Consider the following 24,561-nt stretch of genomic DNA (forward strand, 5'->3'; position numbering starts at 1 on the left):
CACAATGAACCTGTCGAGACCGATACAAGCAGGCGATACCTGCATGACGGACAAGACACCCCCCTTTGCCGCACCGCGGCGAACACAAACTTCTTACGGAGCCATAACTATGAACATCAAGACAGTCAACGCCAGTGCCATGGCCGTGTTGGTGGCCGGTCTGTTCGCCGCCACCGCGGTATCCGCCGCACCGGCTGGCGCACCGGCCGGCGACCAGGCAGCGGTCAAGTGCATGAACTCGTCGTCCTGTAAGGGCCACGGCGCCTGCAAGCAGGCCACGAACTCCTGCAAGGGCCAGAACTCGTGCAAGGGTCAGGGTTTCACCATGCAGAAGACCCAGGCCGATTGCGACGCTGCGCAGGCCGCCGCGAAGAAGTGATGGATCCGGCGGGGTCGCGCGCACATCGCGCGCACCCCGCCCTTATCTCGAGAATACGAGTCACGCCATGGCCATAACATCCACGACATGTTCCGGCTCACTTCCCTATCTCGGCTACGGACTCGGTTTGCGCGTGGAGCACTACGAAGCGCTGCTCGCCAACCCCGGCAAGGTCGAATGGCTGGAAGTGGTTTCGGAGAACTACATGGTGAGCGGCGGCTTGCCGCTGGTGTGGCTCGATCGTTTCCGCGAACGCTTCCCGCTGGTGATGCATGGCGTGTCGTTGTCGATCGGCAGTACCGACCCGCTGGATGACGACTATCTCGCTCGGCTGGCTGCACTGGCACAACGCATCGAGCCGGCGTGGGTGTCCGATCATCTGTGCTGGACCGGCGTGCAGGGCGTCAATCTGCATGACCTGATGCCGCTGCCGTATACCGAAGAAGCGCTCGACCATGTCGTAAGCCGTGTGAAACGCGTGCAGGACACGCTCAAACGACGCATCCTGCTGGAGAACGTCTCCAGTTACGTGAGCTTCGCCGATTCGCAACTGAGCGAATGGGACTTCCTGGCCGCGGTGGCGGAACGCGCCGATTGCCTGATCCTGCTCGATGTCAACAACGTGCATGTCAGCGCGATGAACCATGGCTTCTCGCCGTTGGATTATCTGCGCGGCATTCCCGCATCGCGTGTACAGCAATTTCATCTTGCCGGTTACGAGCAAGGCGAGCAATTGATTATCGACACGCACGATGCGCCCGTTTCCAACGCGGTGTGGGACCTGTATCTCGAGGCCGTACGCCGTTTCGGTCGCGTATCGACCATGATCGAACGCGACGACAACTTCCCGCCGCTGGCCGAACTCATGGCCGAGCTCGAACATGCCCGCACGCTGGCCGAACCGCTGCTGCAGGATGCCGCATGAGCTCGCTGCAAGCGATCCAGCAACAGATGCTGCAGGCGGTGCTTGCCGAGAAGGCGCTGCCGCCGCACATCGTGCGCGGTGACCGCATCGCCGATACCAACAGCCGGCTTGCTGTTTATCGGCATGGCTACCGCTTTCGCTTGCGCGATGCTTTGAAAGGTGAATTCACCGGCCTGCAATGCATGGTTGGCCAGCGCTTCGAGACGTTGCTGGACCGTTACATCGACGCGCATCCTTCCGAGCACTACAACATTCGCTGGTATGGCGCCGGCCTGGCCGCATTCCTCGACTACGCCCGGCCTTGGCGCGACAAGCCGCAGCTGACCGAGATGGCTCGCCTTGACTGGGCCATTTCCACCGCATTTGACGCGGCAGACGAATCGAGCATGGGCGTCGCTGAACTATCGGTCGTGCCGCCCGATGCATGGGCCGATCTGCGCTTGTCGTTGCAGAAGAATCTGCAAGTACTTACATGTATGCACAACACCGATGCATTCCGCCGCGCCGCGGACCGCGACGCCAAACGCCCGCGCCTGCAACGCTTTGCCCACCCGCACCAAGTGATGGTGTGGCGACAAGCGATGACGGTTCACTATCGCCCCCTGGATGGCGACGAATGGCAAGTGCTAGGCGCTGCGATGCGCGGCGAGCCCTTCGCGTCACTGTGCGAAAGGCTGGCCGAGCACCATGACGAATCCGCCGCTACGCTGCGCATGGTGGCCTTGCTGAAACGCTGGCTGGAGGCTGGCCTGATATGCGGCTGGACATTCGACCCCTCCTTGTCGGGGTCCGCGATGTAACCGGCGCCGGCTTCCGGCGAATAACTGGCATAGAGCCCAGTCACGGAAGCGTCGCCCATGTACATCGAGCACCAACCCGTTCTCGCCGACAGGCCGCGGCCGCTGCTGGTCGAGCCAGCCCTGGAATCCCTGCTCAACCAATCCATGCTACGCGTGGACGTCGTGGCCGAGCTGCATCACTGCGGATCATGGTTCATGGACGAGCCGCGTTATGCCTGCGGACTGTTCCATCTGGTGGGCGCCGGCGAATGCCTCGTGGAAAGCACGGTGCTCACCGAAGCACTGCATCTTGAAGCCGGCGACCTGATCGTGCTCCCGCACGGCGACCCGCATCGCTTATGTGCAGCCGATGGCAGCGACACCTCTTCGACCAGCCTTATCTGCGGCGAACTGCATTTTTCCAGTCATACCCAGCATCCGCTCAGCCATGCCCTGCCTACCTGTTTCGTCGTGCGCGCAGCGCAAGCCGACCAGGTGTTCCGGCGCTTGTCGGCCATGATGGTCGACGTTGTGAATTCCGGTATGGCCGGACGCCAGGTGCTGTTGAACAAACTCGCCGATACGCTGTTCACGCTCGCCGTCTGCGACTATGCCAATCGCAACACGGATCACCGCGGCCTGTTCGCCGCGCTGACCGATACGCGCATCTGCAAAGTATTGCAGGCCGTGCACGAAAATCCCGGCCGCCCGTGGACTATGCAATCGATGGCCTCGCTCGCCTGCATGTCGCGTTCCGCCTTCGCCGAACGCTTTGCGCAACTGATGAAAATGCCGCCGATGCAGTACGTCACGCAATGGCGAGTGAGCGTTGCCGAACGTTTGCTTCGCGATCGGCAGCTGTCTGTGGCATCGATTGCCGATCAGCTCGGCTATAGCAGCGAAGCGGCGTTCCGGCGGCTATTCAAGCGAGTGAGCGGCATATGCCCGGGGCGAATCCGCGCGGGGCGAGAAGTCCGCACGTTGAACTGAGAAAAAAGGGCCGACAATATGCCGGCCCTTTTTGCATTGCTTTGCGCACGCACATCTTACTTCGCGGGCGCCTGCTTCAGACCACGATCGATCAGCATCGGCTCGATGACCGGGTCCTGGCCGCGCCAGTCCTTGTACAACTTGGACAGTTCTACCGTGTTGCCGCGCGAGAGGATCATGGCGCGGAAGTGGTCGCCGTTTTCGCGGGTCAGGCCGCCGTGCTCCTTGAAATCTTCGAACGCGTCGTCAGCCAGCATCTGCGTCCACAGATAGGCGTAGTAACCCGCCGAGTAGCCGTTGCTCCAAATGTGCAGGAAGTAGCTGGAGCGGTAGCGCGGCGGCACATAGGAAAGATCCACGCCGTCTTTTTTCAGCGAAGCGGTTTCGAAGGCATCGGCATCCTGCTTGGGCGCGTCGGCGCTGAGCATGTGCCAGTTCATGTCGAGCATCGCCGCGGCGACTAGCTCGGTCATGTCGTAGCCCTTGTTGAACAGGCCGGCCTTTTTCATCTTGTCGACCAGTGGCTGCGGCATCGGCTCGGCGGTCTTGTAGTTCTTGGCGTAGTTGGCGAACACCTTCGGATCGGTGGCCCAGTGTTCGTTGAACTGCGACGGGAACTCGACGAAGTCGCGTGCGGTTTGCGTACCGGACAGCGTCGGGTATTGCTCGTCGGCGAACAAGCCATGCAGACCGTGGCCGAATTCGTGGAACATGGTGATCACGTCGTCCATCGACAGCAAGGCCGGCTGGCCTGCGGCAGGCTTGGTGAAGTTGGCGACGTTGTAGATCACCGGCTTGGTGCCAAGCAGCTTGGACTGGCCGACAAAGTTGTCCATCCAGGCGCCGCCGTTCTTGTTGTCGCGCTTGAAGTAGTCGCAATAGAACAGTGCCAGCGACTTGCCGTCCTTGTCGAACACTTCGAACACGCGTACATCCGGGTTGTACACCGGGATGTCCTTGCGCTCCTTGAAGGTCAAGCCGTAGAGCTGGTTCGCGGCGTAGAACACGCCGTTCTGCAGCACGTTATCCAGTTCGAAGTACGGCTTGATCTGCGAGTCGTCGAGATCGTATTTGGCCTTGCGCACTTCTTCGGCGTAGTGCTCCCAATCCCACGGTTCGAGCTTAAAGGTCGGCTGCTTGAGCGCAGCCTGATCCTGGTCGATCTGCTTCTGGATATCGGCAGCTTCGACCTTGGCGCGCGCCACAGCGGCCGGTGCCAGCTTGTCCATGAAGCTCATGACCGTCTCGGGCGTCTTGGCCATCTGGTCTTCCAGCGTCCAGGCGGCGAAGTTGGGGAAGCCGAGCAGCTTGGCTTCCTGCGCACGCAACTGGGCAAGACGCTCGATGATTTCGCGAGTGTCGTTGGCATTGCCCTTTTCGGCACGATTCCACGAGGCCTCGAACAGCGCCTGGCGCGTGGCGCGATCGGTCAGGTCCTGCAGCAGGGGCTGCTGCGTGGTGTTCTGCAGCGTGAGTACCCACTTGCCGTCGAGATGACGATCCTTGGCGGCCTGCGCAGCGGCTGCGATGTCTTCATCGGAAAGACCGGCGAGCTTGCTCTTGTCGTCAACTACCAGCGCGCCATCCTTCGCAGCGGCAAGCAGCTTGTTGTTGAACTGTGCTTCAAGCCCGGCCTCTTCCTTGTTGTATTCCTTGAGCTTGGTCTTGTCGGCTTCCGACAGCTTCGCACCCGCCATCACGAACTGGCGATAGACGACTTCGATCAGGCGCTGCGATTCGGGATCGAGCTTGAGCGAATTACGCTGGTCATACACCGTCTGGATGCGCTGGAACAGTTTGTCGTTGAGATGGATAGCATCGGCATGCGCAGCGAGCTTGGGCGCTTCGTCTTCCTGCACTTTCTGCAGCGCGTCGTTGGTGTTGGCGGCAGTCACGCCGTTGAATACCATCATCACGCGACTGAGCAGCACACCGGATTTCTCCAGCGCCACATACGTGTTCTCGAATGTCGGCGGCTCAGGGTTGTTAGCGATCTTGTCGACTTCCGTCAGCTGCTGCTTCATGCCTTCTTCGATGGCCGGCTGGTAGTCGCTGTCCTGGATCTTGTCGAACGGCGGCGCCTGATACGGCAGCGTGCTGGCAGTGAAGAACGGATTGCTGGCCGGTGCCTGCGCCGCCGTGCTGGCCGCCTGGGCCGGCGCACTCGCGGACGATTCCGGTGTCGGGTTGCCTGCGTTATTGGAACTCTGCGAACAGGCGGCGAGAGCGATCGAGGTGGCAATCGCTAGAAGACGAAGACGAGGCATGAAAGCTCCCCAAAGTGGTGTGCCCGGCGGGCGGGGCGTGAATAGTCAGCCTCCGACTCTAGCCAGAGCGTGCCGATCTTCCAAGCCTGACGGACGACACGGGCGGGAAGCAGGCCCCGTCAAGTGCTGTAGGTACGGTCTTTCCAGCGCGAGCGGACGCCGCGCCAGTAGCGGATCGCCGAGCTCCAGGTCATGCCCAGGTAGAGCACCGCACTGACCGGCAGCAGCAAAGCCCAGGCCAGCGGCATCCGGTAATAGCGCAGCATCGGCAGGTAACTGAGCATCATGGCCACCCAGGCGATCAATCCCAACCGCCAGGCGTGCGCCGAACCCAGCAGTAGAAATGGCAACCCGTAGGCCAGGCCAAACAATGCCGTCACCACCAGCAACAACAGCGTGGAATAGCCGAGCTGGGTGAAGGCTGAGCGAGCCACCATGTCGTGGATGGAACGCAGCGTGCCGTAAGGACGCAGGCTCACCACGCTGCGACTCAGGCCCAGCCAGATACGATAGCCAGCGTTCTTGACCTGGCGTGCCAGCGTGCAGTCGTCGATCAGTGCATGGCGCAAGCTGGCGAAAGCACCTGCGCGTTGCAGGGCCTCGGTATCGACCAGGATGCAGCCGCCGGCCGCCGCCGCCACGTGGCGGAAGCTGGAATTGGACAGCGCAAACGGATACAGCAGCTTGAAGTAGTACACGAAGGCCGGCAGCAGCAGGCGATCCCAGAAGCTGGTGCGACGCAGGTCGGCCATCAGCGAGACGAATTGGCGGTTGTCGTGCCGCTTGTGCGCCAGCAGAGCCGCGAGCAGGCCAGGCTGCAGCTGGATATCGGCATCCAGCAGCAAGGTCATCGGCGTATGCACATGCGCCTTGCCCTGTTCCAGCGCCCACAACTTGCCGGCCCAGCCTTCCGGCAAGGGCTGGCCGCTGACAACGCGGGTGTTCGGAAAAGAGGCGGCGATCTGCGCGGTGGCGTCGCTGGATTGGTCATCGATCACGACGACCTGCAAACCTGTTCCTTGCGTTTGCAGACCAGCGAGCGTGAGGCCGATGACATCGGCCTCGTTGCGCGCGGGAATAAGTACCGTGATCTCGCCGAGATCGGCCAACCCGGCTTGCGGGTCGGCCTCAATGCGTTCGCGGGTACTCCAGGGCCGCCACGGTACGAGCAGCAGGCCCACCCACATTACTGCCGGTATCGACGCGGCAATCCATCCCAGCATGCCCATCGGTCTCGGCGGTTTGCGTCAATGATTCGCGTCGGTACCCGTCGCACTACGGCGCTGGATCGAGCTGATCGGAATATGGATCGCGGTGGCGTCAGCACGGTTGCCGTACTTCACCGGTAGATCCGGCGCCATCGGACCGTCGGTGCGCGGACCGAACATCGACACCTTCAGCGCCTTCAGCGGATGGGCAAACATATCGTCGACCGCCGTACCTTCGAAGCCGCAGTGCGCCATGCAGTTGTCGCACTTCGGATTGATGCCGACACCGTATTTTTCCCACTCGGTGTCTTCCATCAGTTCCTTGTACGTCTTGGCATAGCCTTCATCCACCAGCAGATAGCACGGCTTCTGCCAACCGAAAATGTTGTAGGTGGGGTTGGACCACGGCGTGCACTGGTAGGACTGATTGCCCGCGATGAAATCCACGAACAGCGCCGACTGATTGAACGCCCACTTGCGCTTGCGTTCCTTGCCGACCTTGAAGATGTTGCGGAACAGCTGCTTGCTTTCGCTGCGACCGAGGAACACGTCCTGGCGCGGCGCATGCTGGTAGCTGTAGCCGGGCGACACGGTGATGCCTTCCACGCCCAGTTCCATCGCATAGTCGAAGAAGTCGGCCACTTCTTCCGGCGGCTCGCTGTTGAACAGCGTGCAGTTGACCGTGACGCGGAAACCCTTGGACAGCGCAAGCTTGATCGCCGTCACCGCCTTCTCGAACACGCCATCCATGCAAACGGATTCGTCGTGACGCTTTTCAAGGCCATCCAGATGCACCGACCAAGTGAAGTATGGCGACGGTTTGTATTCGTCGATGTGCTTGGGCATCAGGATCGCATTGGTGCACAGGTATACGAACTTCTTGCGCTCAATGAGGCCCTCGACGATCTTCGGCAGGTCCTTGTGGATCAGCGGCTCGCCGCCGGGAATCGAAACCACCGGTGCGTCGCATTCGTCCACAGCTGCCAAAGCCTGCTCGACGCTCATGCGCTTTTGCAGGATTTCCTTGGGCTGGTCGATCTTGCCGCAGCCTGCGCACGCCAGATTGCACTGGAACAGCGGCTCCAACATCATCGCCAACGGGTAACGCTTCTGACCGCTCAGCTTCTTGCCGAGGATGTAGCGCGCGATCGTGGTCTGCTGAATAAGTGGGATACCCAAAGGACTCTCCGGAACGTCAGTTCGTTTCGCGCAAGCAGACCATCGGGTACAGCTCGCGCATCAACGGAATCAAGTCTTGCACATGGTTCAGTATAAGCCACCCGCGTGGCCGCTGTTATTACTACCCTGCCTAACCCTTGGACTGCGGCGCGAACACGTGAGCGTGTTCACGACGAATCCGCTGCCATTCGATCTTGAACCAGGGTGTGAAAGCCTCCGGCTTGGCCGCCATCTCCGCATCGAGCGCGTCCGGCGAGATATAGCGCAAAGCTGAGATCTCGTTCACATTAACGGTCGGTGCGTCGTCGCTGCGGCCTGCATAGACCCAGCAAAGTTCGTGCTCCGCACCCTCGGCGTCGAATTGCGCTTGGTACTCGAACTTGAACAGAAATTCGAGCGGACACGCCAGACCCAGCTCTTCTTTCAAGCGACGATGAATCGCGTTGTCCAGCGTTTCGCCGCGGCGCGGATGGCTGCAACAGGTGTTGGACCAGTAACCCGGCCACAGGCGCTTGCCTGCTGCTCGCTGTTGCAGCAGCAGCTCGCCCTTCGCGTTGAACACGAACAGCGAGAACGCCCGGTGCAAGGTGCCCTTGCCGGTATGCGCGGAAGCCTTATCGAGGAAACCTACTTCGCGATCGTCTTGATCGACCAGCACCAAGGGCTCGTCGTCGAAGGAGACTACTTCCTTCGAATCGCGCCACTCTTGGCGTTCCAGTTCTTGATTATCCAATGTCGACCTCCATCGCCTGATAACCGGCGTCGCGCATCGCGGCCGCGACTTTCTCGCGGTTCTGCGGGCACAAGGCGACGATGGAACCGCCGCCGCCACCGCCGGTGAGCTTGGCGCCGAGCGCGCCATGCTCGCGCGCGATCTGCACCAGTTCTTCCACTTCCCAGCTCGATACGCGCAACGCATTGAGCAGGCCGTGGCAGATGTTCATCAAATCGCCGAGACGCTCCAGGTCGTACTGCTGCATGGCTTCCACGCCTTGCAGGGTCAATCCGTCGATCTGCTGGAAGATGCCGTCGTATAGCGCTGGGTTGCGCTGCCACGCCGTCCGCACCTTGCCGACCGTTACAGCGGTAAGACTTTCCTTGCCGCTGATGCCGATCACCAGCGGAATGCGCTTGGGCAGTTTCAACTCCTGCACCATCGGTGCGCCGCCCGCTTTGGCCGCCCGCTTGTAGAGCAGAGGTTTACCGTAAGTTGCCACCGTGTTGTCGATGCCGGAGGCCGAGCCGTGCGCCACTTCTTCGCAGCGGAAGGCCAGCGCGTTGATTTCCTCATCGCTCAGGCCAAGCTTGTAATGCTGGTCGAGTGCACGGATCACCGCCACCGCCATCGCCGCGGAACCACCCAGGCCCATCGCGCGCGGCACATTCGGGAACACTTCGATGCGCACCGAGCGCTCGGTCAGTTCCAGCGTGTCGAAGATGATGCCGAGCGAGCGCTGGAACGAATCGCGGTGTGCCGGATCGCGATGCAGGCGATATTCCACACCCCAGCGCGGGATAAGCATGTCGACGCCGCCGGATGTCGTGTCCTGCGCGATGGCGCGCACAGCCAGCGGCACCGGTGCGGCGATCGCGTGGCTGCCGTAAACCACGGCATGCTCGCCGAGCAGGATGATCTTGCCGTGACCGCAAGCGCGGTGATCGACCGCCGGATGCTCGACCGTTGTTTCGGGAACGCCGCGCGACTCCTTGCGCACCTGATCGACGATCTCCTGCGCTTTCCAGATCTTGATCTCGCCGCTTTCCACCAGGCGCTCGACCACCGTGTCGAAGATCTCCGCCGTGGCACCTGCGGCCACCGCAACACTGCGCGCATGCAGGGTCATATGACCTTGCTGGATGCCTTCGGTGACAAGCGCACGCAGCGCCGAGAAATTCTGCGCCAGACCGACCGCGCCCATCACTTCAGCCAGTTCGCGCGCGGTCTTCACGCCAAGCAGGCGTAGATCGAGCGCTACCGTGGCATTGGATTGCAGCGGGCCGCCGACGATACCGACCTTCATCGGAATATCGAGCTCGCCGATCAGCTCACCCTTCTCGCCCTTGTACCAGCGCGTCAGCGAGGTATAACGACCGCCGCGCGCAGCATAAGCATGCGCAGCAGCCTCGATCGCGCGCCAGTCGTTGCCGGTGGCCAGCGCGACGGCATCCACGCCGTTCATGATGCCCTTGTTGTGCGTGGCGGCGCGGTAAGGATCGATGCTGGCGAACTCGTTCGCGAGCATGATGCCATCACGCACTTCCTCGCCCGCAAAACCTTTGCCGGTGAGATGCTCGACGGGAATCACGCAACGCGCGCGCACCATCGAACGATCGGTGAGGTTGGAGAGAATGCGCAGGAATACGCGGCCGCCGGTCATCGTCTCCACCAGCGAGGCAACGCCTTCGCACATGGTGTTGACCAGGTTGGCGCCCATCGCATCGCGCGTATCGACCAGCAAATGCACCACCAGCATGTCGCCGCCTTCGGCGCGAGCATGCACATGCACTTCCAGATCCTGCGCACCGCCGCCGCGCGCCACCATCTGCGGATGCAGACTGTTGGCGAGGTTGAGCAGTTCGTCTTTCCGTTGCAGCAACGTCGCCTTGGCATGCGCCAGGTGCGGCACATCCACCACTTGCACTTGTCCGATCAGCACCGGCTCAGTGCTTTCGACGGTGAAGCCACCGGTGCCGCGAACGACTTTGGCTGCCGACGACAAGGCCGCCACGATCGACGGCTCTTCCACCACCAGCGGCACGATGTAATCGCGACCATTGACGAGAAAATTGAGACCCAGGCCGACCGGCAGACCCATCACGCCGACGACGTTCTCGATCATCTTGTCGGCTTTGTGAATCTTCAGCGTGTGCTCGCCGGACACGAGCGCCTGATAGTCCTCCGAGGACAACCAGCCGCGCTCATGCATGATGCGTACGCGGTCGGAGACGGAAAGTTTGTAGAAGGCGGGGAATCGGGAACGTTCGGCACTCGAAGATTCGGCGCTCATGCTTTCTGCACTCCGCATAGGTCTGTATGTACGTGCCCCACTGCCGGGACGTCGCTTGCGATCACGTCAAATATCCTGGGCATGGAAAACTCACGTCTGCCGCATATGGCAGCTGAATCCTTGGGATTCAAGGTGCAAGGGCACAACTCGCATATCTTCCATAACGATGGCGCGTTCAAATGTCGCCAACCTTTCTGCATCTTCGGCAAAAACCACGCCGAAGTCGCCACCCGCGCCGCAAGGCTTGTAACTGACGCCTGCACTGACCGCCATTTGCGCCAAATGTTTCTGCGCAGGCGAATAGATTTCCAGGCCGCAGGCATCGCCGAAGTTCTGCAATGCCAATGCGTAGTCTTTTGTCAGTTCAATGAAAGATTGCGCACGTTGCTGCTGCCATGCATCCACGGCGGCCTCGGAAATCATGCGAAGTTTGCCCATATGCGCGGCATAGTCAGCGGCCCGAGTCACGCGCCACTGCGCCAGACGCTGCAGGAAATCGTTGGTCGATACGGCATGGCCGGACCACACGAACAGGCCATGCACCCCGGGTATAGGCCATGTCAGCGGCGTGAACGTAGGCACGCGCTCCGGCCCTGTCAGCTGATAGCTGATCAAACCTCCGGCCACGCTCGCTGCGACATCCACGCCACTGCCGCGTCCACCCTGCCAGCCGCCGTGCATGTGGAACAACCGGCGCAGCCATTGCAGGCGATCCGCGGTCGCATCGCCATGACCGGCATACGTCGCCAACGCAGAGGCAAGTGCGACGGTCAGCGCCGCGCTGGAGCCGAGCCCCAGCTTGGCGCGCGCTGCGCCATCTGTGTGGAAGAAGCCCGAGGTATCCAGATGCAGGCTGAAACCTTCAGCGGCATGCGGCGACAGCCCTTCGCGCACGAGGCCTTGCCACACGTGACTGACCAGCGTGAGGCGGGCCGACGTAGCCTCGTCGCACTGCCACTGCAATGCCCCGTCGGCTCCGATGGACATGCGAGCGTCGGTGATATCAAGATCTGGTGCATACACATTGCATACACCATCAGCACGCGAGGTGATGCGCACATGGGCGCGGCGATTCACTGCTAGCACCAGCGCGGGTGCACCTTCCAGTACGGCGTATTCACCCAGCAACACCAGCTTGCCAGGCGCGCTTGCGGTGAGCTCCATCATGCCTCCAGCGTGCTCGCCGAAATGCTGCGCGCGCCCGCCCCGAGACCGGTGTCGAGCACATCGAGTACGCCGGGAACATCCTTCAGCGCCGCTTTCACCCGCTCGATCGCCGACGGCTCGCACACCGCTTTCAACTGCGGCCCTGCATCGACGGTGAAGAACACCGGCAAACCTTGCTGACGCAGCGCGCGCACGCGATGCATGCACTCGATGGTGGCGCCATTCCAGTACAGCAATCCAGGCTGCGCGGCCATCGCCAGCGCATGCATCTTCAGGCAACTGTGTTCGGAAATCAGCGCGAGCGCCTCGAAATCGCGCGCAAGAATGGCACGACGCGCGGTGGCGAGATCCGCTTCCTGCGTATCGATCCAGGCGGACTGAAACGGTGACGTCTGCGCGGTGCGGCGCATGCCTTCGCTGGAACCGACCTGCTTGGCTGCGGTGGAAGTGATCGCCACCGCGACGCGCAACGGCCATGCGTCCGCAGCCAGTAACGGCCGTGCAACGGAGTCGGTGCCATCGACCCGTTGACCATGCGCCCATTCGACATAACCGCCGAAGATGGAGCGCGCTGCCGATCCCGAGCAACGCCGCGCCAGCACCGATTGCTCCGCTTCGCTGAGATCAAGACCTAACGCTTGCGTGCCGGCGTGCACCAGCGCGGCAAACCCGGAGGCGGAAGAAGCCAGACCCGCAGCCGTTGGGAAATTATTGCGGCTCGCCACGTCAGCGCCGTAGTCGACCGCCGCGCGTTGGCGCAGCAGATCCAGGCAGGCCGTGACGCGCTTCGATTCGGCTTCGTCGCTGCGCCCGTTGAGGCTGACGCGGTCCTGCTTCTGTCCGGGCACAAAGCGCACTTCCGTGCGCGTCCACAGACTTTCCAGCGTGATGGAAATGGAGCCGACCACGGGCAGGTTCAGCGCGGCATCGCGCTTGCCCCAATATTTGATCAGGGCGATGTTGGGCTGAGCCTGCGACGCAGCATGGAGTTCACCGAGTGCATCGGCGTGGGGTTCACGTTTCATACGTTTCGCTGGGGAAGGGAGCAGTTAAAAATAAACCGGGCGGGGGTTATTTGTCTGGCACATCCATCACAAAGGGTAAGCCGCCAGGGCCGGGGTTCCTCATGGCAACCCGGCTCCACACGGTGTTTCCGCCCAACAGGCTGATACCGATGTAACCACGGAGCTGCAGCCGGTTCGGACTGAGCAACCGCACCAAACAACGGTATGTACGCCCATTCTCTGCATTATAAACGCGACCGCCGGTCCACTTGTTGTCGCCAACGTCATAGCGCAGTCCTTTGAGCAGGCGCAACCCGGTCAGCGGCTGGGAGCGCTGCGCTGGATCGGGGTTGTTTCGATCCGTGACGGTCTTGCCGTTGAGCTGCGGACCATCCTCCGGCCCATAGGTATCGTGCAACTGCCAAAGGATATAGCCCTGATATTCATCGCCGACGCGCTCGATGCGGATCACGGCGTCACGGCTTTCCACCAGCCAGTCGCCGACGATGGCCGAAGCGGCGGGCGCCGCGGTGACGACATCCGCTACCGCGACACCTTCAAAGCCACCAGGCACTACGAAAAAAACGAGCACGCACAACCACAGGTAACGATATGCGCGTCCGAAGCGAAAAGCAGTCATCGGCCCCTCCTTGCGTGATGGGTGTATGGACCACATGTCCGCCCTTCCGGCGAAATATTTGCCTGTAGCATAAACGTCCATGTCATCAAGCTGGATCGCCCACGCCATTATCCACGGGCTCGGCATCGCACTCACTTTTGCTGCGACCGGGTACGCCTGTGTCGCCCTGTGGGCCGTGCTGAGAGGCAGGCGCGCGTCGAACCGTGCGGAACGCGGCCTGCAACCGGTCACCATCCTCAAACCACTGCATGGGACAGAGCCCAGGCTTTACGAGAACCTGCGCAGCTTCTGTGTGCAGGTGCATCCGGATTATCAACTGGTGTTCGGCGTGCGCGATCCGGACGATCCGGCCATTGCGGTCGTGCAGCGGCTTCGCGCGGAATTCCCGCAGCTTGCGATGGTGTTGGCGGTGGAGCCGCGCGTGCATGGCGCGAATCTGAAAGTCAGCAATCTTATGAACATGCTGCCGCATGCGCAGCACGACTGGCTGGTGCTGGCCGACAGCGACATCAGCGTGTCCGCCGATTACCTGACGCGTGTGACTGCACCGCTGGCGGACCCCGAGGTGGGCATTGTCACTTGCCTTTACCACGGCATCCCCGGGCCTTCGTTCTGGTCGCGCCTCGGCCGCCTGTTTATCGATGACTGGTTCGCGCCCTCGGTGCGGCTCTCGCATGCCTTCGGTTCGACGCGTTTCGCCTTCGGCTCGACCATCGCATTACGGCGCAACGCGCTGGCGACGATCGGCGGGTTCGAGGTCTTGCGCGATACGCTCGCCGACGACTTCTGGCTCGGCGAACTGACGCGCCGCGCCGGACTGCGCACCGTGCTATCAGACGTGGTGGTGGGCACGGATGTCGGCGAAGCCCGATTGTCCGAGTTATGGACGCATGAGCTGCGCTGGCTGCGCACCATACGGTCCATCGCTCCCTTGGGTTTTGCGATGACCTTCGTGTGTTTCACCACCCCGTTACTGCTGCTCGGACTTTGTCTGGCGCCCGGCCCAGCGACGATGGCCCTGGCACTACTGGGTGGCGCCGCGCGGGTTTTGCTACACTTTTTGCAGCGGCGCACCAGTGATGAAGCCTTCGCCTGGCATGAAGTCCTGTTGGTCCCCCCCCGCGATGTCTTATTGCTGATGGAATGGGCAGTCGCCCTGGCCGGTTGGCAGGTAAGATGGCGCGGGCAGGTACTGCACGCACGCGGTGGCGGTTCAGCGCCGTAGACCTAAGCTATTTGCCATATTTCTGAACTATCTGCTGTCCCCGGGCACAGTTAAGTGCCTCCGCAGGAGTCATTCGTAATGAAAACGCTTTTTCTGCAAGCTCCCTCTTTTGACGGCTTCGATGGCGGCGCCGGTTCGCGCTATCAGGCCAAACGCGAGATCAAGAGCTTTTGGTACCCGACCTGGCTGGCGCAGCCGGCAGCGATGGTGCCCGATTCGCGCGTGCTCGATGCGCCCGCCGACGAGATCTCGGTGGAAGACAGCCTGCGCATCGCCGAGGGCTACGACTTGGTGATCATCCACACCAGCACGCCTTCGTTCCCGACGGATGCGAAGTTCGCGGAGCTGCTGAAGGAACGCAAGCCGAATGTGATGATCGGCCTGGTGGGTGCGAAGGTCGCGGTGGATCCGTCCGGTTCGCTGACCGCCTCGTCCGCCATCGACTTTGTCGCGCGCGAAGAGTTCGACTACACCTGCAAGGAAGTCGCCGAGGGTCGTCCGTTCGAAAGCATCACCGGCATCAGCTACAAGCTGGCCGACGGCACGGTGCAGCACAATCCGCCGCGCGCGATGATCGAGAACATGGATGATCTGCCCTTCGTGGCGCCGATCTACAAGCGCGACCTGACGATCAACAATTACTTCATCGGTTATCTCAAGCACCCGTACGTCTCGATCTACACGGGTCGCGGCTGCCGCTCCAAGTGCACGTTCTGCCTGTGGCCGCAGACCGTGGGCGGTCACCGCTACCGCACGCGTTCGGCCGCCAATGTGCTGGCCGAAGCGAAGTGGATCAAGGAGAACATGCCCGAAGTGAAGGAGCTGATGTTCGATGACGACACCTTCACCGACAGCTCCAACATGGATCGCGTGCACGAGATCGCGCGCGGCCTGGGTGCGATGGGCTGGACCTGGTCCTGCAACGCCAAGGCGAACGTGCCGTACGAGTCGTTGAAGATCATGAAGGAAAACGGCCTGCGCCTGCTGTTGGTGGGCTACGAGTCGGGCGACGACCAGATCCTGCACAACATCAAGAAGGGCCTGCGTACCGACATCGCGCGCCGCTTCACCGAAGACTGCCGCAAGCTCGGCGTCATGATCCACGGCACCTTCATCCTGGGTCTGCCGGGCGAGACGAAAGAAACGATCGACAAGACGATCCAGTTCGCCAAGGAAATCAATCCGCATACCATCCAGGTATCGCTAGCCGCGCCGTATCCAGGTACCACCCTGTACAAACAGGCCGTCGACAACGGCTGGCTGCAGGAAAATGAAGCAGTCAACCTGGTCAATGACAAGGGTGTGCAGTTGGCGCTGATCGAGTACCCGCATCTTTCCAAGCAAGACATCTTCCACGGTGTCGAGAAGTTCTACCGGGCGTTCTATTTCCGCCCGTCGAAAATCTGGGAAATCGTCAAGGAAATGCTGGCCAGCTGGGAAATGATGAAGCGTCGTTTACGCGAAGGTGTGGAGTTCTTCCGCTTCCTGCGCGCGCACGAGGCTTGAGCGGGCTTACGCATGTGCGTACTGCACGGTCGACTGCTTTTTTCTGAGGTATAGCGACCGTGCAGACCTCGCCCACCACGACGATCCGTCCGCGCCTGATCGTCACAGCGGATGATTTCGGTTTGCATGAGGCCGTCAACGAAGCCGTCGAGCGCGGCTATCGCGACGGCGTGCTGCGCGCCGCCAGCCTGATGGTTACCGCCCCTGCCGCGGCCGACGCCGTTCTTCGTGCGCGCCGGCTTCCGGGTTTGGCCGTGGGGCTGCATCTCGTGCTCGCTGACGGCAAGGCCATACTGCCTCCTGCACAGATTCCCGATCTGGTTGATGCGCAAGGCATGTTCAACTCCGACATGGTGCGCAACGGTTTCCGTTTTTTCTTTTTGCCGCACGTGCGGCGGCAACTAGCTGCTGAGATCCGCGCGCAATTCAAAGCGTTCGCCGCCACAGGGCTGCGTCTTGATCACGTCAATGCACACAAGCATTTTCATTTGCACCCCACGATTCTGTCGCTGATGCTCTCGATCGGTGGCGAATATGGTCTGCGCGCAATCCGTCTGCCGGCGGAACCCGGCATGGGACCGTGGCTGCGTCCGTGGCTAGCGCTGATGCGCTGGCGCATGAAGAAAGCCGGCATCACGTACAACGATCATGTCTTTGGCATTCGCCATAGCGGCGGCATGGACGAAACCGTGATGCTGGATATCTTGAGACAACTGCCGCCTGGCCTTTCGGAGGTGTATCTGCACCCTGCCTCGCACGGCCACCTGACTGACAGCATGGCCGATTACCGTCACGCCGACGAACTCGCCGCACTGCTGTCGCCGCGCGTGCGCGACACCATCGCCGAACGCTATCGCTTGTGCGATGGCTTCGCCGATCCGGCGGCAGCCGCGTGAACATGAAGCTGCTCAGCTATATCGCCGGCCTGCTTGGCCTGGCTGTCGCCATCGCACTGGTGGCACATCAGGGTTGGGGTGAAATCGCCAGCGCCATCGATCGCGCCGGCTGGCCCCTGTTGTGGTTGTTGCCGTTCCACGTACTCCCACTGCTGCTGGACGTGATCGGCTGGCGCGTGCTGATCGCGCCACGCGATCCACATCGGCGAGCCACCCTTCCTTTCCTGTTCTGGATCGCCGCGATCCGCGAGGCAAGCAACCGCTTGTTGCCGGTCGCGAACATCGGCGGCGAAATCATCGGCATCCGCCTGGTGAAGTGGCGCGGCATCGCCGGCGCGGCCGCGGCGGCAAGCATCATCATGGAAGTGCTGCTCACACTGGTGAACCAATATCTGTTCACCGCGCTGGGCATCATCCTGTTGATCGAACTGACGCGGAATATCAGCGCTTTCAGCACGGTCATTTCGGCGCTCGTCGCCAGCCTGCCGCTGCCGATTTTCCTGATCATCGTGTTGCGTCATGGCAAGGTGTTTTCGCGCCTGGAGACCTTCGCGGAGAAATTGCTGGGTGGCCGCTCGAAGCTTACGGAGCTGATCGACGGTTCGAACCTGGATCTGGAAATCCGCGCGCAATATTCGCGACCGCTACGCCTGATCGTCGCCTGCGGCTGGCAATTCCTCGGTTACGTAGTCGGCAGTTTCGAAACCTGGCTGGCGCTGCACCTGCTGGGTTATCCGATCAGCATGTGGGACGCTATTGCTATCGAAGCGGTGACGCAGGCGCTGCGCCATATCATCTTCGTGGTGCCGGCCGGCCTGGGTGTGCAGGAAGGCGGTCTGGTGCTGTTTGGCAACATGATCGGCCTTCCGCCGGAAGCCAGCGTGGCGCTGTCGCTGGTCAAGCGCATGCGCGAGGTTGGCTTCGGCGTGCCCGCGCTGATTTCCTGGCAGTGGGCCGAAGCGCGCCGAATACGCACCCAGTGGCGCGACGGCGCGGGCGCGGCGCCTGAATTGTCCAACAGCCGCGACGCATAACACCGCCCAACGCCATACGTTAAAAGAAAGAAGACGAGGTTTTTTGATGTCGAACGACGCCGCCATTGCTGCCGCCGATTACGCCATGCGCAACTGGCTGGGTGCCGAGCCCGGCAAGATCAAAATCGGCTCGGATGCACACAAGCGCCTGTTCTGCCGGATGCTGCTGGACACGCATAACCCGTATAAGCCCGCCGTCATCGTGTGGCCAACGTTGGGCGCGGATGCTTTGCATCGCATCACCTCGCTACCGATCTGGGATATCGCGGTGCAAACCGAAGGCCGCGCCACGTTGCGCGTGGAGACATTCACCAAGACGGTAAAAGATCCGCTGCTGGTGGACGCGCTAACCATGGACGGTGGTGAAGAAGCGCGCCACAAGGTAGTGCTGAGCAAGCTGGTGGAAGCCTATGGCATTGCACTCGCGCCGGAACCCGAATACGAAGTACCGAAGGATCCCGAATGGGGTTGGCTGGTCACCGGCTACAGCGAATGTATCGACAGCTTCTTCGCTTTCGGTCTGTTCGAATCGGCCAAGCGCACCGGCTACTTTCCTGCCGAACTGGTGGAAACCTTCGAGCCGGTGATCCAGGAAGAAGCGCGGCATATTTTGTTCTTTGCCAACTGGGCGGCGTGGTACCGCCGCCAGCTGCCCTGGTGGCGACGTCCGCTGTTCGCGCTGAAAGTGCTGCGCGTATGGACGTTCCTGATCTGGGAGCGCATCGGCATCGCCAAGGGCCTGGACACCAATGGTGAGATGCAGGATGCGAACTTCGCGATGACCGGTCACGAACAGATGGGCATCGACCTCAAGGTCGGCGAACTGATCGACATCTGCCTGGCCGAAGACAAGCGGCGCATGGATGGTTATGACAGCCGGCTTCTACGCCCGACCTTTGTTCCGCGCTTGGCACGCATCGCGCGCTTCTTTATCCGCTAACGGGGCGTTAGAGCCTGTCTACGATGTCGGCGTGGCCCGCGCCGGGACTGTTTGCCTGTCGGGCAAGGAGGAACGAAGGCGTGTATGTCGATACACAACTGAGTGAGGACGCAGCCCGGCGGGCAAACAGACCCGGCCCTTCGGGTTGTCACGGTGCGGCCGCCATGCGGCAGCGCGCGGCTTGGCTTGCCAGCCAGGCAAGCGCTGCGCCACGCACTACCACCTGCCGGCCGCACCGTGACAACGCGGGCTACGCCGACATCGTAGACAGGCTCTCACTGCTGCTGACGAAACCACTGCACGGCATCTTCCAGCGCCAGACGTGCGGGACGCGCCGAGTAACCGAGTTCGCGCTCGGCCTTCGCACTGGAAAAGAACATGCGTTTTTTCGACATGCGCACTTCTTCCACGGTGGCGATCGGATTCATGCCCGTGAGGCGCGCCCATGCTTCGGATGCATACGCAATCGGCATCACCACCGCATGCGGCAAGCGAACCTTGGGCGGCGACCGTCCCGCGATGTCCGCGATCTCGATCAGCACATCGCGCAGGCTCATATCGAAGCCGCCAAGAATGTAGCGCTCGCCCACCACGCCGCGTTCGAACGCCAGCCAGTGTCCTTCGGCCACATCGTCCACATGCACGATGTTGAGTCCGGTATCGACGTACGCAGGAACGCGGCCGTTCATCGCGTCGCGCACCACGCGGCCGGTAGGCGTGGGTTTGATGTCGTGCGGACCGATCGGCGTGGAGGGATTGACGATCACCACCGGCAAACCGTCGGCGGCAAATTTTCTAGCCTCCGCTTCGGCGAGAAATTTGGAGCGCTTGTAGTGTCCGATCATGTCGTCGACCGTCACCGGGGTGGTCTCGCTGCCGGGCGTACCGTCCTTGGGGATACCCAGCGTGGCGACGCTGCTGGTGTAGACGATGCGCGGCACGCCGACCCGCTTCGCCGCTTCCAGGATCGCGCGCGTACCGTCGACATTGGCGCGATACAACTCCGCGGGATCGGGCGCCCAAAGTCGATAATCGGCCGCGACATGGAACAGCGCATCGCAGCCGTCGCAAGCTGGCAGCAAGGAAGCCGGCTTGGTGAGATCACCCTCGAGGACTTCTACGTCGAGCCCCTGCAAATTGCGGCGATCCGAGCCGGCTCTCGCCAGCACTCGGACACTATGTCCGCCGCGGAGCAAGCGCCGTGCGACCGCCGAGCCGACAAAACCCGTGGCCCCCGTGACCAGCGCCTTCACGGTGAAACCGCCCACATGGGGACCGGCGGCGCGTATCGGTCATGGGCCCGCACATTCAAACGAGTTGGGACTGTCATCGCACAATTATGGACGAAAACCGCTCGCTGCTTCAGCATAATAGCGATGGTTGCCCCACCCCCACCCGCTTCGCAACCTGATGCGCGTTGTGACGCGGGAACTTCAAACAGCGCCAGCATTCCAAATTCCAGCACTCGTCGGTGTGGCATAATTGGAACGGCCGAGGCATGCCCATGACCCAACAACAAAATGCCACCATCCACGCGATAGGCGATGAGGCCAACACCTATCAGGATGCGATCCTGCCGAAGGTGTCCCGGACCTTTGCGCTGACCATCCCCCAGCTTCCCCCGGAGCTGCGGCGCGCCGTGGCCAACGCCTATCTGCTGTGTCGCATCGCCGACACCATCGAAGACGAGCCGGCGCTGTCGGCCGCACAGAAGCGCGCTTTCGAGAATGCCTTCGTCGATGCCGTCACCGGCGATGCCGATCCGCAACGCGTCGCCAACGATGTTGCGCCCCTACTTTCGAACGAGACGCTGGAAGCCGAACGCGACCTGATGCGGCAGCTGCCGCTGGTGTTGCAGGTCACGCGCAGCCTCGCGCCTGCGCAGCAAGCCTCCATCGTGAAGTGCCTGCAGATCATGTCGCACGGCATGCACGACTTTCAGCGCAAGGCCGGACTGCATGGCCTGCCCACGCTGCATGACCTGGATCGCTACTGCTACTGCGTCGCCGGCGTGGTGGGCGAGATGCTGACCGAACTGTTCGTCGACTTCGAACCTGCACTCGCTCCGCATCGCAACACCATGTTGCGTCTGGCCGTGTCCTTCGGTCAGGGCTTGCAGATGACCAACATCCTCAAGGATCAATGGGAAGACCGCGCGCGCGGCGCCTGCTGGTTGCCGCAGGACATGTTTGCGCGTCACGGCATCAAGCTGATCGATCTGCAAGCCGGCAAGCAGAACGCTGGTTATGCCGCCACGATGTCCGAGCTGATCGGCATTGCCCATGCGCACCTGCGCCAGGCGCTCGAGTACACCCTGCTGATTCCGGTCAAGCATGCTGGCATTCGCCGTTTCTGCCTGTGGGCGATCGGCTTGGCGCTGCCGACCCTGCGCAATCTGCAGAACAACCTCGACTTCTCGGCCGGTACGCAAATCAAGATTTCGCGCAAGGCCGTCGGGCGCACCATCGTGATGACGCGCCTGCTCGGCAAATCCAACGCGGGTTTGCGCTGGCTGTTTGCGATGAACGCGCGCGGTCTGCCGCTCACGCCGCTGACCGTCGAATGGAGCGAGCCTTCGACGCCCACGCACACCTGGCCTAAGCGCTCCATTCCGCACATCACGAACGTTACCTGGCACGAGCCGGCGGAAGTCCAGGAAGTTCGGCAGCGATGAAGTCTTCGACGCCCAACACCGCTTCCGCCGCCACTGCCGATCTCTTCCAGTCACCTCAAACGACCCGCCTGGACGAGGCCATCGAACGCGGCCGCGCAGCCCTGCTGGCGCATCAGCACCATGACGGACACTGGTGCTTCGAACTGGAGTCCGACTGCACGATCACCGCCGAATACATCCTGATGATGCATTACATGGATGAGATCGACGATGTGTTGCAGGAAAAGATGGCGCGATACCTGCGCGCCATCCAGGCGACCGATACGCACGGCGGTTGGCCGCAGTATATCGGCGGCGCGATTGACCTGTCGTGCACCGTGAAGGCTTATTACGCGCTCAAAGCTGCGGGCGACGATCCCGCGGCGGAACACATGCGGCTGGCGCGCGAAGCCATTCTGGCACTCGGCGGTGCGGCGAAAACCAATGTGTTCACGCGTATTCTGCTGGCTTTGTTCGAGCAGGTGCCGTGGCGCGCCACGCCGTACGTGCCGGTCGAAATCATGCTGCTGCCGCGCTGGTTCCCGTTCCATATCGAGAAGATTTCGTATTGGGCGCGCACCACGCTGGTGCCGCTGACCGTGCTCTGCTCGCTCAAGGCCAAAGCGATCAATCCGCGCAAGATCGACATCCGCGAGTTGTTCGTCACACCGCCCGAACTGGAGCGTCACTATTTCATTCGCGGCAACCTGCTGAATCGCAGCTTCCTGGTGCTGGACAAGGTCGGCCGCATGGTCGATCGCTTCATTCCTAAGAAACTGCGGCAACGCGCGGTCAAGAAAGCGGAAGCGTGGTTCTTACCTCGCATGAACGGCGAAGACGGCATCGGCGCCATCTTTCCGCCGATGGTCAACAGTTACGAAGCGATGGCCCTGCTCGGCTATCCGAAGGATCATCCGGCGCGACAGACGTGTCTGCGCTCGATCCAGAAGCTGGTGATCCATCGCAGCGACGGTTCTGCCTACTGCCAGCCTTGCGTGTCGCCGATCTGGGACACCGTGTGGAGCGCGTTGACGCTGATGCATACCAGCGACGATGCATCGACACAGGCCGCCGTTGCCAAGTCCGTCGACTGGCTCACCGCGAAGCAGGAGCTGGAACTCAAGGGCGACTGGGCCGCACGGGCGCCCGATGCAGCACCGGGCGGCTGGGCCTTTCAGTACAACAACGCGTATTACCCCGATATCGACGATACGGCGGTAGTCGCCGCTTTGCTGCATATCCAGGATCGCCGTCGTGGCGAATCGGGGCGTCATCGTTTCAACACCGATCGCGCTGCCGACTGGATGATCGCGCTGCAATCGAAGAATGGCGGCTTCGCTGCCTTCGATGCCGACAACACGCATTACAACCTCAACGCGATTCCCTTCGCCGACCACGGCGCGCTGCTTGATCCGCCGACCGAGGATGTATCCGGTCGCGTCGCGGCGTGCCTGGGTGTGCTTGCACGTCCGCAAGACAAAGAAAGCTTGCGCCGCTGCATCGACTACCTGCGCTCCGCGCAGCTGGACGATGGCAGCTGGTGGGGCCGCTGGGGTAGCAACTACATCTACGGCACCTGGAGCGTGCTCGGCGGTCTTGCGCTGGCCGGCGAGGATCTTCGCCAGCCATATATTCGCAAAGCCATCGACTGGTTGCGCTCGAAGCAACATGCCGACGGCGGCTGGGGCGAAACCAACGACAGCTACATCGAGGCCGCTCTGCGCGGCACCAATCACAACGTAAGCACGCCGCAATCCACCGCGTGGGCCGTGCTCGCACAGCTGGCCGTGGGTGACGTGCACTCGGAGTCGGTGCGACGCGGCATCGCTTTCCTGATGGCCGACCAGCGGGCGAATGGGTTGTGGTTCCACCCTTCGCACAACGCACCCGGCTTCCCACGCGTGTACTACCTCAAATACCACGGCTACACGGCGTATTTCCCGCTGTGGGCGTTGGCCCGGTATCGGCAACTGCTGCAACCGGCTGCGGCTTGAGCGGCGCGGCGACCATCCGCACCACCGGTGTCGTGGTGGCACTGGCATCGGAAGCCAAGGCGCTTGTTTCACGTAACGTGCAACCCGAATGCGTGACACCGCTCGCGGATGGAGCAGCACTGTGGTTGAGCGGCATGGGTCAGGCTGCGGCACAGCGTGCGGCACATGGATTGATCGATGCTGGCGCCAAGGCGCTGGCAATCTTTGGTGTCGCAGGCGCACTGGATGCACGCCTGCGCAATGGCACGTTGTTTTGTCCTGAGTGCATTCTCGACGACAACGGCCGTGACTACGCGACAGACGCTCGCTGGCGCACCCATCTAGTACAGCGATTGGCGGCGACAACACAGCTACCGCATGCAAACGGATCGTTACTCAGCGTCCAAACACCCTTGCTGACAGCGTTGGCAAAGACGGCCGCACATGAACGTTACGCGACACTGGCGGTAGACATGGAAAGCGCCGCAGTCGCCGCGGTCGCACGCGAGCGCGACCTGCCATTCGTGTGTGTGCGCGCCATCGTCGACGAAGTGGACGACACGGTTCCCCTCGCCTTGCACGACAGCGTCGATGCATGGGGGCGTCCGCGTCCGCTCGGCCTGATCGCCGCCCTCTGCCGCCATCCGTCGCTATGGGCAGACCTGCCCCGACTATACTCACGCATGCAAGGAGCCACGCTTGCGCTACGCACCGTCGCCGAGGCGACGGGACCGACGCTTGGCTGGCGCGCATGAGTCGCCTATTTCGTATCGCCGTCATCACGGCCA

The 24,561-nt window shown here is 61.9% G+C and carries 21 protein-coding genes; 12 read left to right on the forward strand and 9 right to left on the reverse strand.

The features are described from left to right. Positions 1 to 109: 109 nt before the first annotated feature. From bufA2 to QQL64_RS16150, 4 genes are all read left to right on the forward strand, one after another. Positions 110 to 379 carry a BufA2 family periplasmic bufferin-type metallophore gene (gene bufA2 / locus QQL64_RS16135; RefSeq protein ID WP_284401488.1) on the forward strand — a complete coding sequence of 90 codons (270 nt, stop codon included), beginning with the start codon at positions 110 to 112 and terminating at the stop codon, positions 377 to 379. A gap of 67 nt (positions 380 to 446) precedes the next feature. Then, positions 447 to 1,304, forward strand: a complete 858-nt coding sequence (bufB, locus tag QQL64_RS16140) for an MNIO family bufferin maturase (protein ID WP_284401490.1) — start codon at positions 447 to 449, stop codon at positions 1,302 to 1,304. Continuing rightward, a complete protein-coding gene (locus QQL64_RS16145; protein WP_284401492.1) occupies positions 1,301 to 2,104 on the forward strand; it encodes an HvfC/BufC N-terminal domain-containing protein in 804 nt (267 codons plus the stop codon). The genes bufB and QQL64_RS16145 overlap by 4 nt, the downstream gene beginning before the upstream one ends. Positions 2,105 to 2,161: 57 nt before the next feature. Continuing rightward, the gene (locus QQL64_RS16150) at positions 2,162 to 3,073 is read left to right on the forward strand and encodes an AraC family transcriptional regulator (RefSeq protein ID WP_284401494.1); all 912 of its coding nucleotides are present in this window, start codon (positions 2,162 to 2,164) and stop codon (positions 3,071 to 3,073) included. Between the two features lie 56 nt (positions 3,074 to 3,129). On the opposite strand, the gene dcp is transcribed toward QQL64_RS16150, so the two are convergent. The 8 genes from dcp to QQL64_RS16190 form a co-directional block, all read right to left on the reverse strand. After that, positions 3,130 to 5,340 (reverse strand): peptidyl-dipeptidase Dcp, encoded by a 2,211-nt coding sequence (gene dcp, locus QQL64_RS16155; RefSeq protein WP_284401496.1) that lies wholly within the window; start codon positions 5,338 to 5,340, stop codon positions 3,130 to 3,132. Between the two features lie 119 nt (positions 5,341 to 5,459). Beyond that, the gene (locus QQL64_RS16160) at positions 5,460 to 6,563 is read right to left on the reverse strand and encodes a glycosyltransferase (RefSeq protein ID WP_284401497.1); all 1,104 of its coding nucleotides are present in this window, start codon (positions 6,561 to 6,563) and stop codon (positions 5,460 to 5,462) included. A 24-nt stretch (positions 6,564 to 6,587) separates the two neighbouring features. Further along, on the reverse strand, positions 6,588 to 7,727 hold the full coding sequence (hpnH, locus tag QQL64_RS16165) for an adenosyl-hopene transferase HpnH (protein WP_284401498.1): 1,140 nt from the start codon (positions 7,725 to 7,727) through the stop codon (positions 6,588 to 6,590). A 130-nt stretch (positions 7,728 to 7,857) separates the two neighbouring features. Then, positions 7,858 to 8,460, reverse strand: coding sequence for an isopentenyl-diphosphate Delta-isomerase (gene idi / locus QQL64_RS16170; protein ID WP_284401500.1), 603 nt, complete (start codon positions 8,458 to 8,460; stop codon positions 7,858 to 7,860). Next, entirely contained in the window at positions 8,453 to 10,735 is a 2,283-nt protein-coding gene (locus tag QQL64_RS16175; RefSeq protein WP_284401501.1) for a hydroxymethylglutaryl-CoA reductase, degradative, read from the reverse strand. Before QQL64_RS16175 ends, idi begins: the two co-directional genes overlap by 8 nt. A 90-nt stretch (positions 10,736 to 10,825) precedes the next feature. After that, positions 10,826 to 11,902, reverse strand: coding sequence for a mevalonate kinase family protein (locus tag QQL64_RS16180; RefSeq protein ID WP_284401502.1), 1,077 nt, complete (start codon positions 11,900 to 11,902; stop codon positions 10,826 to 10,828). Further along, positions 11,899 to 12,927, reverse strand: coding sequence for a diphosphomevalonate decarboxylase (gene mvaD / locus QQL64_RS16185; protein WP_284401504.1), 1,029 nt, complete (start codon positions 12,925 to 12,927; stop codon positions 11,899 to 11,901). Before mvaD ends, QQL64_RS16180 begins: the two co-directional genes overlap by 4 nt. Positions 12,928 to 12,973: 46 nt before the next feature. Beyond that, on the reverse strand, positions 12,974 to 13,546 hold the full coding sequence (locus tag QQL64_RS16190; RefSeq protein WP_284401505.1) for a DUF2147 domain-containing protein: 573 nt from the start codon (positions 13,544 to 13,546) through the stop codon (positions 12,974 to 12,976). Between the two features lie 79 nt (positions 13,547 to 13,625). On the opposite strand from QQL64_RS16190, the gene hpnI reads away from it, so the two are divergent. The 5 genes from hpnI (at position 13,626) to QQL64_RS16215 (ending at position 19,147) form a co-directional block, all read left to right on the forward strand. Further along, positions 13,626 to 14,771 (forward strand): bacteriohopanetetrol glucosamine biosynthesis glycosyltransferase HpnI, encoded by a 1,146-nt coding sequence (gene hpnI / locus QQL64_RS16195; protein ID WP_284401507.1) that lies wholly within the window; start codon positions 13,626 to 13,628, stop codon positions 14,769 to 14,771. A 78-nt stretch (positions 14,772 to 14,849) separates the two neighbouring features. After that, positions 14,850 to 16,277 (forward strand): hopanoid biosynthesis associated radical SAM protein HpnJ, encoded by a 1,428-nt coding sequence (gene hpnJ / locus QQL64_RS16200; RefSeq protein WP_284401509.1) that lies wholly within the window; start codon positions 14,850 to 14,852, stop codon positions 16,275 to 16,277. A gap of 59 nt (positions 16,278 to 16,336) precedes the next feature. Then, complete coding sequence (gene hpnK, locus QQL64_RS16205; protein WP_284401510.1) at positions 16,337 to 17,173, forward strand: hopanoid biosynthesis-associated protein HpnK; 837 nt, start codon at positions 16,337 to 16,339, stop codon at positions 17,171 to 17,173. Positions 17,174 to 17,175: 2 nt separating this feature from the next. Next, the gene (locus tag QQL64_RS16210; protein ID WP_284402230.1) at positions 17,176 to 18,207 is read left to right on the forward strand and encodes a flippase-like domain-containing protein; all 1,032 of its coding nucleotides are present in this window, start codon (positions 17,176 to 17,178) and stop codon (positions 18,205 to 18,207) included. Positions 18,208 to 18,253: 46 nt separating this feature from the next. After that, on the forward strand, positions 18,254 to 19,147 hold the full coding sequence (locus tag QQL64_RS16215; RefSeq protein ID WP_284401512.1) for a ferritin-like domain-containing protein: 894 nt from the start codon (positions 18,254 to 18,256) through the stop codon (positions 19,145 to 19,147). A 275-nt stretch (positions 19,148 to 19,422) separates the two neighbouring features. Here the strand turns inward: QQL64_RS16215 and hpnA are convergent, their stop codons facing one another. After that, entirely contained in the window at positions 19,423 to 20,415 is a 993-nt protein-coding gene (hpnA, locus tag QQL64_RS16220) for a hopanoid-associated sugar epimerase (protein ID WP_284401513.1), read from the reverse strand. 236 nt (positions 20,416 to 20,651) lie between these two features. On the opposite strand from hpnA, the gene QQL64_RS16225 reads away from it, so the two are divergent. From QQL64_RS16225 to QQL64_RS16235, 3 genes are read left to right on the forward strand one after another with little or no spacing between them, the layout of a single operon-like run. Continuing rightward, positions 20,652 to 21,821 (forward strand): phytoene/squalene synthase family protein, encoded by a 1,170-nt coding sequence (locus QQL64_RS16225; protein ID WP_284401515.1) that lies wholly within the window; start codon positions 20,652 to 20,654, stop codon positions 21,819 to 21,821. Continuing rightward, positions 21,818 to 23,794: a squalene--hopene cyclase gene (gene shc / locus QQL64_RS16230; RefSeq protein WP_284401518.1), complete on the forward strand. Its 1,977-nt coding sequence runs from the start codon at positions 21,818 to 21,820 to the stop codon at positions 23,792 to 23,794. The genes QQL64_RS16225 and shc overlap by 4 nt, the downstream gene beginning before the upstream one ends. Further along, complete coding sequence (locus tag QQL64_RS16235; RefSeq protein ID WP_284401521.1) at positions 23,791 to 24,528, forward strand: phosphorylase family protein; 738 nt, start codon at positions 23,791 to 23,793, stop codon at positions 24,526 to 24,528. The genes shc and QQL64_RS16235 overlap by 4 nt, the downstream gene beginning before the upstream one ends. Positions 24,529 to 24,561: the final 33 nt, after the last annotated feature.

The sequence above is a fragment of the Dyella lipolytica genome (assembly GCF_030160075.1).
Lineage (GTDB): Bacteria > Pseudomonadota > Gammaproteobacteria > Xanthomonadales > Rhodanobacteraceae > Dyella_B > Dyella_B lipolytica.